The organism is Corynebacterium otitidis ATCC 51513, from assembly GCF_000296405.1.
Classification (GTDB): domain Bacteria; phylum Actinomycetota; class Actinomycetes; order Mycobacteriales; family Mycobacteriaceae; genus Corynebacterium; species Corynebacterium otitidis.
In genome coordinates, this window is record NZ_JH815195.1 from 220917 (window position 1) to 232621 (window position 11705).

Consider the following 11705-nt stretch of genomic DNA (forward strand, 5'->3'; position numbering starts at 1 on the left):
GCGGCGCCGCGGCCCGGGCTCAGCCGGGCGGGCGCCGCGGCCGACGGGCCCGCGGGGACGCCATGGCTCCACAGACTAATCGACCGCGCCGATCGGCGACGAACCGATCGCGCCGCCCCGCCCGGGCGCGGGGATTCCGGGGGTTTCGGGAGGGGCCGCTAGGCTACCCGATGTGGACGACCGTCATTCCGAACCCCAGCTCCGCCGCGACGTCGCGCGCATGGTCGACGGTGAGGCGGAGCCGACAAGCCCCTCGAAGAAGCAGAGCTTCTCCGCCGCGTGGCAGGACCTCGCCTCGGGTGTGAAGCGCCACCAGCTGTGGCTCATGCTCGGCCTGCAGGACATCAAGCAGCGCTACCGCCGCTCGGTTCTGGGCCCCATCTGGATCACCATCGCCACCGGCGTCATGGCGCTCGCCCTGGGGCTGCTCTACTCGGTGCTCTTCGACATCCCGATCGCCGAGTTCCTCCCCCACGTCACCGTGGGGCTTATCGTCTGGACGTTCTTGTCCGGCTGCATCATCGAGGGCTCGCGCATCTTCACCGACAACGAGGGCCTCATCCAGCAGCTGCCCGCGCCCCTGTCGGTGCACGTCTACCGGCTCGTGTGGCGCCAGCTCCTTCTGCTCGGCCACAACATGATCATCTGGGTGATCCTCGTGGCGATCTTCCCGAGGCACCTCGGCTGGCAGGTGCTCCTCGCGGTGCCCGCGCTCGCGCTGTTCGTCCTCAACGGGGTGTGGGTCGCGACGCTCTTCGGGATCCTCGCGACCAGGTTCAGGGACATCACCCCGCTGCTCGAGTCGCTCGTGCAGCTGTGCTTCTACCTCACCCCGATCGTGTGGATGACCGACACCTTAGAGGAGAACGCCGCGACCGCCGGCCGCGCGAAGCTCGCGGAGCTCAACCCGTTCTTCCACTACCTCGAGGTCATCCGCACCCCGCTCATCGGCGGGCACGTCGAGGCCTACCACTGGTACGTCGTCATCGGGTTCACCGTCGGCGGTCTGCTGCTCGCCCTGTTCGCCTTGAAGAAGTGGCGCTTCCGCGTCTCCTACTGGGTCTAGAAGTTTTTCGGGAAGGACCGGTTAGCACCCCATGGTTTCCATCGACACGTTCGACGCCTGCGTCGACTTTCCCATCTTCGACGCGAAGTCCCGCTCGCTGAAGAAGGCGTTCCTCGGCGCCGCGGGCGGCGCGATCGGCCGCACCGAGAGCAACCTCGTCGTCGTCGAGGCGCTGCGCGGCATCAACCTGCACCTCCGGGAGGGCGACCGGGTGGGCCTCGTCGGCCACAACGGCTCGGGGAAGTCCACGCTGCTGCGCCTGCTCTCCGGGATCTACGAGCCGACCCGCGGCTCGGCCGAGGTCCGCGGCCGCGTCGCGCCCGTCTTCGACCTCGGCGTGGGCATGGACCCGGAGATCTCCGGCTACGAGAACATCATCATCCGCGGACTGTTCCTCGGCCAGACCCGCCAGCAGATGAAGAAGAAGATCGACGAGATCGCGGAGTTCTCCGAGCTGGGCGACTACCTCAACATGCCGCTGCGCACCTACTCCACCGGCATGCGGGTGCGCCTCGCGCTCGGGGTAGTGACCTCCATCGACCCGGACATCCTCCTCCTCGACGAGGGCATCGGCGCCGTCGACGCCGCGTTCATGGAGAAGGCCCGCGGCAGGCTGCGCGACCTCGTGCGGCGCTCCGGCATCCTCGTCTTCGCCTCCCACTCCAACGAGTTCTTGGCGCAGCTGTGCACCACCGCGCTGTGGATCGACCACGGCAACATCAAGAAGGCGGGCCTCGTCGACGAGGTCGTCGAGGCCTACGAGGGCCCCCAGGCCGGCGACCACATGCGCCGCATGATCGCGAAGTACGCCGCGGAGGACGCCGCCGCCTAACCCGGTTCGCCGCGGGCGGTGGCACAATGACCAACCATGGCCACAACGCCCGATCTCCCCCCGCTCTCCGCCGGCGACCGCGTCGTCGCGGTCATCGTCACCAAGGACCGCGTCTCCCTTTTGCGCGACTCGCTCGCCTGCGTCGCGGCCCAGAGCCACCCCGTCTGGCGCATCGTCGTCGTCGACAACGGCGCCGACCCGGCAGTGCAGGAGCTCCTCGACGAGCTCGCCGGGGAGCGCGGCGTCTACCTGCCGAGCCGGACGAACCTCGGCGGGGCGGGCGGCTTCGCTTACGGCTTCCTCCACGCGCTCGCGCTCGGCGCGGAGGCCATCTGGTGCGCCGACGACGACGGCACCCCCGCCGACGAGCGCACCCTGGAGGCGCTGCTCGACCAGGCCGAGCGCCGCGGACTTCACGAGGTCTCCCCCGTCGTGTGCTCCCGCGAGCACCCCGAGAAGCTCGCGTTCCCGCTGCGCCAGGGGCTCACCTGGCGCCGAGAGCGCTCGGAGCTTTCCGGCGAGTTCCTCCCCGGCATCGCGAGCCTCTTCAACGGGGCGGTGTTCTCCGCCCGCGCGCTCGAGGTCCTCGGCGTGCCCGACTACCGGCTCTTCATCCGCGGCGACGAGGTCGAATACCACCGCCGCCTCCAGCGCTCGGAGCTGAGATTCGGCACCGCGCTCAACGCGACCTACCTCCACCCGGAGGGCGCCTCGGAGTTTCGGCCGATCCTCGGGGGGAGGATGCACACCCAGTACCCCTCGGACGAGAACAAGCGCTACTTCACCTACCGCAACCGCGGCTACCTCATGAACCAGCCCGGCATGCGCCGCCTCCTGCCGCAGGAGTACCTGCGCTTCGCGTGGTTCTTCCTCGTTCAGCGCCGCGACCCCAAGGGCTTTGTCGAGTGGCTGAGCCTGCATCGCCGCGGCCGCCGGGAGCACTTCGAGCGCCCCTAATTAGCCCCGGCTGTCCGCCATGTGTGTTAGCCGTTGACGTCGAGGCCCTCCCACTGTATGGTTGCTTATTGAGAAGGTCTCCAATTTTCTCATCTCTTGACGGCGTCCTCTCCGCCCCTGGCGGGGAGGACGTCTTCATGCTGTCGGCGCCCCAATCACCCGCCTCGTTTTCCCGCGCCGACGACGACCTTCGGCGCCGCGGCCCCGCGAGACCAAACCCGGAATGCCTCCCGCACGCGCGGCGCGCCCGTTTCCCCAGGCCCGATGGGCCCCCTCCCCTTGTCGATGCCGGGCCGCCATCCCCTGCGCGGCGAAAAGGCATCCGATGGCGTTACGCATGGCGCCCGCCGCACACTACTTAGCAGTGCTTAGTTTCCTGGGAAACGCCTGCGGATTAGGAAAAAGACACGATTCGTTCGGCCCAGGTTTCTCTCAATTTTGCGTGCTATTCTCCATCGGCTGAGCGCGGCGCGCGAGGTGGCCATTCAGCCGCCTCGCAGGGGCGCGAGCCGAATGCCTCCCGGGACGCGTGAGCCCCGGGGACTCGCCGCGGATATCGGTCGCGCTCGGGGCTATTCCAGCCCGTACTTCTAGAGCAAGGATGTGTTAGTTGAACACTTCATCCTCGGCGCCGGCCTCCCGGCGCCGTGTCCTCGCGCCGGCGGCCGGCGGGCAGCGCCTGTCCGTCGTCGGCGCCGTCGTCGCCATCGTCCTGGCGATCGCCGCGGGGTTCCTCCCCGCGGCCGCCCACGCGGCGGAGCCCGAGTCCAAGGTGGAGGTCGTCGACGCCCGCCTCGAGGCCCCGGAGCCCCTCCACCCTGACCAGCAGGAGATCCTGCGCTACTCCGCGCAGCTGCGCGTCAAGGACGACGTCAAGCCGGGCGACACGTTCACCGTCGCCTACAGCCCGCACCTCAACCGCTACGGCACGGCCGCGCCCGGCACGAGCGACAACCTCACGATCGAGCGCGACGGCAAGCCCTTCCTCACGGAGAGCTACGACCCGGAGAGCAACGTCTCGACGTTCACCTTCGGTGAGGCGGTGGACGGCCTCAAGGACCGCAACGCGCAGTTCGAGATCCCCCTGTTCCTCGACCCCGCCGTCGTCCAGAAGAGCGGCCGCACCGAGGTCGCGGTGATCGTCGACGAGCACCAGCTCCTCCAGAAGGAACTCGACGTTGACTACCTCGACTACGTCGACCGGTCGCTGAGCCTCAAGTCCCACCTCTACAACGTGGATCCCGAGGCGGGCACCTACACGGTTAATTCCGTGGTCAACCCCTACGGGCAGAAGATCACCAACGCCGTGCTGTTCGGCGGCCCGCAGCCCGACCGGGAGACCAGCGCGGTCTTCGGCGGCGACGTCGACGTCAAGGTCTACCGGATCGACGATCCCAAGGACGTTCCCGACAGCGTCGTGACGGACGACGTCTCGGAGTTCGTCGACGTCACCGACCAGGTGAAGAAGAACTCCTCGCGCGGCGAGGGCTACGAGATCCACTTCCCCGAGACGATCGACACGCCGTACCTGGTGGTCTACAACGGCACCTTCGACCCGTCCTCCGATGTCCCGCTCAACACCCGGCACACCTTCGAGGGATGCCACGAGTTCGCTGGGTTCGATTTCATGTACTGGGATAACGAGAACGCCCCGTTCGGCGGCAGCGGTTCCGGCGAAGGATACATGCGCACCGGCGACGTCACCGTCGAATATGTCACCGTCGACGGCACGGTCCTCGAGGAGACCTCCGCGGTGAAGACCCAGGCCCCCGTCGGGGAGGCCTACACCACCGAGCAGAAGACCTTCGAGGGCTACGAGTTCGTCAAGCTCGCCGACAACTCCGCGCCCGCCAACGGCACCGTCACCGAACAAGCCCAGCACGTCATCTACGTCTACAAGCCGATCGAGCCGACCCCGCCGACGACGCCTGAGGAGCCCGGCGATTCCCCCCCGCCGACCCCCCCCGGAAACCCCGGCGAGCCGACCCCGCCGACCACCCCGGGGGAGCCGACCCCGCCGACCACCCCGGGGGAGCCGACCGAGCCTAGTGAGCCGGCCGAGCCGAGCGAGCCTCAAAAGCCCGAGCAGCCCGCCGAGCCCATGACACCCGAACAGCCCCAGAAGCCGGGCGCCGCGCAGACCCCGGCGCCGCCCGCGGCCCCGCCGGCGGCCGCCCCGGCGAAGCCGACCGCCTCGCTGGCGAACACGGGCGCCTCGGTGCTGTGGATCGCCGGCCTCGGCGCGCTCCTCGTCGCCGCCGGTGCTCTCGCGCTGCGCCGCAGGAACTTCTAGGAGCGCCGACCGTGACCGCACCTGACTAGCGGCCACGCTAAAGGGCCCCGCCCGCTGGTTATTCCCAGCGGGCGGGGCCCTTACTTGAGCTTCTGCGGCGCGGTGCCAAAAGCGCCCTAGGGGTTCTTGAAGATGACGAGGCGTTGGAAGAAGAAGTTCACGACCGAGGCGGTGCCCTGGGCGACGACGAAGGCCGAGGCGATCGACAGCCAGTCCGGCCAGCCCCATCCCTCGAGAAGCTCGAAGCCGTAGCGGTAGAGCCCGTAGTTCACCGCGAACATCGCCGCGTAGAGGACGAGAACCTCGACGAAGCGGCGCAGCGAGGGCGCCGCGGCGAACGTCCAGCGGCGGTTGATCGCATACGCGGTGAGCGTGCCGAGGATGAACCCGCCGGTGCGCGACGCGCCCGGGGTCGCGCCGAGCGCCTGCTGGAGCACGAACGTCACGGTGAGGTCCACCGCCGCGGAGATCAGCCCCGAGATCAAAAACCGCAGCCCCTGCGTGCCTACCCCGAGTGTTGTCGCCTCCTCGGGCGTCGGGGCGACGGGCTCGTAGGGGTTGGCGATCGGCTGCTCGACGGGCGGTTGCTCGCCGCCGGCTGGGCTACTCACGTCGGGCCGGGCCTCCTTCACTGAAGCTTCGGGTGTCGTTGCGGCTCCGGCCGCTGCCCCACCGGGCGGGGCGCGGCGGGCACCGAGCATAGCCGCCGAAGGCCGGCCTGAGAAGCCGCCGAGCCCGCGGGGGCCTGGCGTTTCGCTGGGAGAACCTCGGGATTCAGGGGTGCCGGTCGCGCCCGGGCAGCTCGTCGAGGCGCGCGTTGATGGCCGCGAGGTCGGGCTCCCCGCCCCCGGCGATAGATCCTGCCCCGCCCACGCAGCGCGCCCACGCCGTGCCCTCGGAGCGCTCGAACGTGCCGAGGGACTCGACGTCGATGGTCCACAGGCCCCAGTGGTAGACGAGCACGTCGCCGGAGTGGAAGAGGTGGGCGGCGACCTCGTCGGATCCGGCGACGGGCTCCTCCCCCTCGGGGGTCGGCGCAGCGAAGCGCCACACCATGCCCGCCTCCACCGAGGAGAGCCCGAAGCAGGTCACGAGCGTCTCGTGGAGGTCGCGCACGTGGTATTCGGCGCCGATGCCGACCTGCCGGAACGTCGCGCCGTCGCGGTCGCGCACGCACGCGCGCAGCAGCACCGTGTAGCGGCGGTGGGCGCGGGCCCGACGCACGCGCTCCGCGCCGAGGTCCACCACCCGCCAGGGTTCGCCGCGCTGCGCCATGGCGCCCCAGGATAGACCTTTAAGAGATTCGGGCGGCCGGGCGTGGCACCGCGGGGCCCCTGCGCTGCGGCGACGGGGAGGGGCGCCGGGACCCGGTTAGGGCAGCGGGAGGGGGCGGATCTCGGGGCCGAGGGCCTCGCTGAGCCTGCGGCGGGAGCGGCGGCGCCGCTCGATGTCGTGCCACTGCGCGGCGAGCTGCCCGATCGCCTGCGCGACCGACCAGGCGCGCCGACCGCGCTCCTCACCGCGGTACGCGCCGGCGAGCTCCTCGGGCTCGGGGGTGGCGACGGCGGGCAGGCGCAGCGCCTTGAACGCGGCGGACTCCTCGGCGGCCTTCGCGGCGGCGCGGGAGATCTCCCCGCGGGCGTCGTCGATCGCGGCCGCGAGGTCGGAGACGAAGCGCTCCCCGGCCTCGGTGCCGAGCCGCACGGGCACGGTCCTGGCGAGCAGGTCGTCGAGCCGCTCGGCGGGGACCTCGCCGGGGCCGATGAGCCACGCGCCGCTGAGCACCGCCGCGGCGGAGGTGTAGGCCGGGTCCGTCTGCACGTGCCACAGGGCGGCGGGCTGATCCTCGTCGGGCGCGGGGTCGAGGACCGCGACGACGGGGTGGCTAGCGGGGCTCGCCATCGGTCCCCTTCGCGCGGTTGACGCGCTGGCCTACCTCGAGGATGGCGAAGAGGCCCGCGCCGGCGGCGACGCCGAGGAGGGTGTGGGGGCGCTTGACGCCGCGCTTGTTCAGCCAGCCGGCGAGGGCGCGCTGGGCGCGCGCGCCGAGCCAATTGAGGCCCGCGGACGCGATGAGCGCGCCGAGCACGGTGGCGATGCGCTGGGCGCGGGTGAGCCCGCGGAGCCGCTCGGTGAGCCCGGAGTCGGGCGTCGCGTCGAGGGCCGCGGCGGCGGCCTCGGGGTAGCCGGTGGCGGAGCGCGCCTCGTCGAGGAACTCGCTGAGCTGCGCGTAGGCGTCCTGGGCGCGGCCGCGGTCGAGGTAGTAGGTGTAGGCCACGACGGCGGCGGTGATGCCGGCGTCGACGCCGAGGCGCCCGAGCCACGAGTCGACGTAGTCGTGCTTCGCGATCGAGGCGGCCACGGCGGCGGCCTGCGCGGCGCGGCCGGCGACCGTCCCGTCGATGGGGCTCTGCTCGCGGCGCGCGGGCCGGGTGGCTGTGCGGTGCTCGTCGTTGGTGCTCATGGCTGCCAGACTACCGGGCGGCGCGCGCTAGACTTCGGGGGATATGAGCGCCTTCGAGGAACCCACCGACGGGGCCGTCCACGAGGCGGCCCGGCGCACGAGCGCGCCGCTGTCCGACTTCATGGTCCGGCTCGTGGCCGAGGAGCTGCCGCTTCTAGATTCCGCGTCGCGCGGGGTGGTATACCGGGCGCTGCGCGAGCACGCCGAGGCCGGCGGGGAGACCATCGCCCGCCAGGAGGACCTGCCGTCCGTGGTGCGCGAGCTCCTCGACCTTCCCTAGCCGCGGCCCGCCGGCCCGGCGGCGGGGGAGATCGGCCCGGGGCGGGCTAGAATATGGGGCCGTATCTGTCCGCAGCCGCCCGACCGTCCCGGGCCCGCCGGGGCCGTGAACATAATTCGCGGGGCGGGGGCGCGCGTAGGGAAAGACAGGACTGACTCTTTATGTCCCTGAAGACGACGAGGACCTCGCTGCACGGCTGGGGGCGCACGGCGCCCTCCACCGCGGAGGTGCTCTCCACCCCGGACGTCGAGGAGATCGTCGCCGCCGTGGCGCGGGTCGCCGACGAGAACTCGGAGCTGCCGCGCGTCGACCGGCGCGGGGTCATCGCCCGCGGCATGGGCCGCTCGTACGGCGACCCGGCGCAGAACGGCGGCGGCCTGGTCATCGACATGCAGCCGCTCAACCGGATCCACTCGATCGACCCGGACACCGCGCTCGTCGACGTCGACGGCGGGGTGACCCTCGACCAGCTCATGCGTGCCGCGCTGCCCTACGGGCTGTGGGTGCCGGTGCTGCCGGGCACCCGCCAGGTGACCGTCGGCGGGGCGATCGGGCCGGATATCCACGGCAAGAACCACCACTCGGCCGGCTCGTTCGGCAACCACGTCGTCTCCATGGAGCTGCTCGTCGCCGACGGGCGGGTGCTCCACCTCGAGCCGGAGGGCTCCTCGGACGACCCGGACGGGGAGCTGTTCTGGGCGACGGTCGGCGGCATGGGGCTCACCGGCATCATCCTTCGGGCCACGATCCGCATGACGAAGACGGAGACGGCCTACTTCCTCGCCGACACGGTGCGCACCGACAACCTCGACGAGACGATCGCGGCGCACTCCGACGGCTCGGAGGCGAACTACACGTACTCCTCGGCGTGGTTCGACGTCATCAGCCCCGCCCCGAAGCTCGGGCGGGCGACGATCTCTAGGGGCTCGCTCGCGACGCTCGAGCAGCTCGAGGAGTTCGCCCCGAAGCTCGCGAAGGACCCGCTGCGCTTCAAGGCGCCGCAGCTCATGACCGTGCCGGACGTGTTCCCCTCGTGGACGCTCAACAAGCTCACGCTCTCCGCGGTGGGCCAGGCCTACTACCTCATGGGCGGGCCGGCGAAGAACCAGGTGAAGAACCTCACCGAGTTCTACCAGCCGCTCGACCTCATCGGGGAGTGGAACCGCGGCTACGGCAAGGCCGGCTTTTTGCAGTACCAGTTCGTCGTGCCCACCGACGCCGTCGAGCCGTTCAAGGACATCATCCGCGAAATCCAGGCCTCCGGGCATTACTCGGCGCTCAACGTGTTCAAGCTCTTCGGGCCGGGCAACCGGGCGCCGCTGTCCTACCCGATGCCGGGCTGGAACGTGTGCGTCGACTTCCCCATCCGCCCGGGCCTGGGCAAGCTCCTCGACCGGCTGGATCAGCGGGTCCTCGAGTTCGGCGGCCGGCTCTACCTCGCGAAGGAGTCCCGCACCTCCCCGGAGACGCTCCACAAGATGTACCCCAGGCTCGACGACTGGCTGAAGGTGCGCCGCGAGATCGACCCCACCGAGGTCTTCGCCTCGGACCTGGCGCGCCGCCTCGAGCTCAACTAGCCCACCCCCGCGGCGCCCCGCGCCGCCTTCATCCTTCTCTTCTTTTTTCGGCACCAGCGACTCCTCGAAGGAGGCCCTCCACCCTCATGCGCAACGCAGTGGGCAAGAACCAGCACATCTTCCTCATCGGCGGCACCTCGGACATCGGTCTCGCGATGGTCGAGAAGCTCCTCGAGCGCGGCGAGGCGACCGTCACGCTCGCGGCCAGGCGCTCCTCGTCGCGGCTCGACGACGCCATCGCCCGCGTCGAGCGCGCCGGCGGCAAGGACGTCGAGGTTCTCGACTTCGACGCGACCGACTTCGGCTCCCACCCCGAGCTCGTCGAGCGCGCCTTCGAGCGCGGCGACGTCGACACCGCGATCGTCGCGTTCGGCACCCTCGGCGACCAGGACCGCCTGTGGCGCGAGCACGACCTCGCCGTCGAGTCCGCGCAGACGAACTACACCGCCGCCGTGTCGGTGGGCGTGCTGCTCGGCCAGCGGCTCGCCCGCCAGGGCCACGGCAACCTCGTCGCGCTCTCCTCGGTAGCGGGCATGCGGGTGCGCGAGTCGAACTTCGTCTACGGCGCGTCCAAGGCGGGCCTCGACGGGTTCTACACCCAGCTCGGCGAGAAGCTGCGCCGCAGCGGCGTGCACGTGCTCGTCGTTAGGCCCGGCCAGGTGCGCACCCACATGACCGAGGGCATGGACCGCGCGCCGCTCACCGTCGACCCCGAGCGGGTCGCCGCCGACACCGTCGACGCACTCGACAAGGGCAAGTCGACGATCTTCGTCCACCCGCTCTTCAAGCTCGTGACGTTCGTCTTCGGGCTCATCCCGCAGCCGATCTTCCGCAAGCTGCCCTTCTAGAAGACCGCCCCCACCCCGCGAAAGGACGCCCCGCGCCGCCGATGACCGCCCCGGAAGCCCCCGGCACCGCCGACCCGACTCCCGCTCCCCCGACCCCCAGCCCGGGACCGCCCGGGCGGGGGGCGACGATCGCGGGGCTCGCGGCCGCCGCGCTCGGCGGCGGGGCCGCCACGCTCGCCGCCTGGTTTGTCCTCGACCGGCTCGACCTGCCTGCCGCCAACACCTCGGAGATCGCCCAGGCGCTCGCGACGCTGAGCCTCGTCGCGCTCGTCGCCGTCGTCGCGCTCGTCGTGTGGCGCAGGCTCGCTAACCCAGCGGCGCCGCGCTGGCTCTCCGGCCTCGCGGAGGCGGCCGCGGCGCTCGCGCCGGCAGGCCTCATCGTCGCCACCCTCGCGGTGCCGCTCTCGGCGACGCCCTTCTACCTCGAGGGGCTGCGCATCGACCAGGGCTTCCGCACCGAGTACCTCACGCGGCTCACCGACACCGCCCGGCTCGAGGACATGTCCTACGAGGGGCTTCCCACCCACTACCCGGCCGGCTGGTTCTGGCTCGGCGGGCGGCTCGCGAACCTCCTCGGCCTCGAGGCGTGGCAGGCGTTCCAGCCGTGGGCGCTCGCCTCCATCGCGGCGGCCGCGTGCGCCGGGGTGGTCGCCTGGCGGCGGATCACCGGCTCCCTGCCGCTCGCCGCGGCCGCGGGGCTCGCGACCACCGCCACGGTCATCGCGCTCAACCCCGAGGAGCCCTACGCCGCGATCGTCGCGCTCGGCGCGGCGCCGGCCGCGGCGATCGCGCTGCGCGCCCTGAGCGGCGGCCGCTTCGCCGCAGCCGGCCTGCTCGTCTACCTGGGGCTCTCCGCGACGATCTACACCCTGTTCACCGGGGTCGTGGCGGTCTCGCTGACGGTCCTCGCGCTCGTGCTCGCCGCGCGCCGCCGCAGCCTCGCGCCCATCGCGCGCGTCGCGGTCATCGGCGCGGGCTCGCTCCTCATCGCCGCGCCCGCGTGGCTTCCTTACCTCCTCGCCGTGGTGGGCGGGCACCCCTCCGCGGAGAACGCCGCCCAGCAGTACCTGCCCGAGGAGGGCACGGTGCTCTCCACCCCGTTCTTCGAGTTCGACGCGTTCGGGCTGCTCTGCCTCGCGGGGCTCGTGACGATGCTGCTCGCCCGCAAGCGCCCGGCCATCGCCTCGCTGGGGGCGATGACGGCGCTCTACTACGGCTGGGAGGTCGCCTCCATGCTCGTCACCCCGACGGGCACGACGCTCCTCGGCTTTAGGGTCGGGCTGCTCATCGCCGCGCAGTTCGCCGCCGCCGGCGGCCTCGGCGCGGTGTACGCCGCACGCTGGGCGCTGGGGCGCCTTGCCGCCGTGCGGCCCGAGCCCGCCGCGCCC

General features: G+C 71.4%; 12 protein-coding genes. 8 read left to right on the forward strand and 4 right to left on the reverse strand.

Annotated elements, in window-relative coordinates; translation table 11 throughout:
* Window positions 1-172 precede the first annotated feature (172 nt).
* From wzm to HMPREF9719_RS08475, 4 genes are all read left to right on the forward strand, one after another.
* A complete protein-coding gene (gene wzm / locus HMPREF9719_RS08460; protein WP_004601575.1) occupies window positions 173-1066 on the forward strand; it encodes a galactan export ABC transporter permease subunit Wzm/RfbD in 894 nt (297 codons plus the stop codon).
* Between the two features lie 31 nt (window positions 1067-1097).
* The gene (gene wzt, locus HMPREF9719_RS08465; protein WP_004601576.1) at window positions 1098-1898 is read left to right on the forward strand and encodes a galactan export ABC transporter ATP-binding subunit Wzt/RfbE; all 801 of its coding nucleotides are present in this window, start codon (window positions 1098-1100) and stop codon (window positions 1896-1898) included.
* Between the two features lie 36 nt (window positions 1899-1934).
* Window positions 1935-2855, forward strand: a complete 921-nt coding sequence (glfT1, locus tag HMPREF9719_RS08470; protein ID WP_004601577.1) for a galactofuranosyltransferase GlfT1 — start codon at window positions 1935-1937, stop codon at window positions 2853-2855.
* A 610-nt stretch (window positions 2856-3465) separates the two neighbouring features.
* Window positions 3466-5148, forward strand: coding sequence for an Ig-like domain-containing protein (locus HMPREF9719_RS08475; RefSeq protein ID WP_004601578.1), 1683 nt, complete (start codon window positions 3466-3468; stop codon window positions 5146-5148).
* 116 nt (window positions 5149-5264) lie between these two features.
* Here HMPREF9719_RS08475 and HMPREF9719_RS08480 read toward each other — a convergent pair whose 3' ends face one another.
* The 4 genes from HMPREF9719_RS08480 to HMPREF9719_RS08495 form a co-directional block, all read right to left on the reverse strand.
* Window positions 5265-5759: a GtrA family protein gene (locus tag HMPREF9719_RS08480; RefSeq protein ID WP_004601579.1), complete on the reverse strand. Its 495-nt coding sequence runs from the start codon at window positions 5757-5759 to the stop codon at window positions 5265-5267.
* Between the two features lie 163 nt (window positions 5760-5922).
* Complete coding sequence (locus HMPREF9719_RS08485) at window positions 5923-6423, reverse strand: hypothetical protein (RefSeq protein ID WP_004601580.1); 501 nt, start codon at window positions 6421-6423, stop codon at window positions 5923-5925.
* Between the two features lie 96 nt (window positions 6424-6519).
* Entirely contained in the window at window positions 6520-7050 is a 531-nt protein-coding gene (locus HMPREF9719_RS08490) for a hypothetical protein (RefSeq protein ID WP_004601581.1), read from the reverse strand.
* The gene (locus tag HMPREF9719_RS08495) at window positions 7034-7612 is read right to left on the reverse strand and encodes a hypothetical protein (protein WP_004601582.1); all 579 of its coding nucleotides are present in this window, start codon (window positions 7610-7612) and stop codon (window positions 7034-7036) included. Before HMPREF9719_RS08495 ends, HMPREF9719_RS08490 begins: the two co-directional genes overlap by 17 nt.
* A 43-nt stretch (window positions 7613-7655) precedes the next feature.
* Between HMPREF9719_RS08495 and HMPREF9719_RS08500 the strand changes: the two genes are divergently transcribed.
* From HMPREF9719_RS08500 to HMPREF9719_RS08515, 4 genes are all read left to right on the forward strand, one after another.
* Window positions 7656-7892 carry a hypothetical protein gene (locus tag HMPREF9719_RS08500; protein ID WP_004601583.1) on the forward strand — a complete coding sequence of 79 codons (237 nt, stop codon included), beginning with the start codon at window positions 7656-7658 and terminating at the stop codon, window positions 7890-7892.
* Between the two features lie 161 nt (window positions 7893-8053).
* The gene (locus HMPREF9719_RS08505; protein WP_004601584.1) at window positions 8054-9469 is read left to right on the forward strand and encodes an FAD-binding oxidoreductase; all 1416 of its coding nucleotides are present in this window, start codon (window positions 8054-8056) and stop codon (window positions 9467-9469) included.
* A gap of 86 nt (window positions 9470-9555) precedes the next feature.
* Entirely contained in the window at window positions 9556-10317 is a 762-nt protein-coding gene (locus HMPREF9719_RS08510; RefSeq protein ID WP_004601585.1) for a decaprenylphospho-beta-D-erythro-pentofuranosid-2-ulose 2-reductase, read from the forward strand.
* Between the two features lie 41 nt (window positions 10318-10358).
* Window positions 10359-11705 (forward strand): arabinofuranosyltransferase (locus HMPREF9719_RS08515; protein WP_004601586.1); only part of this gene is annotated, 1347 nt, incomplete at its 3' end.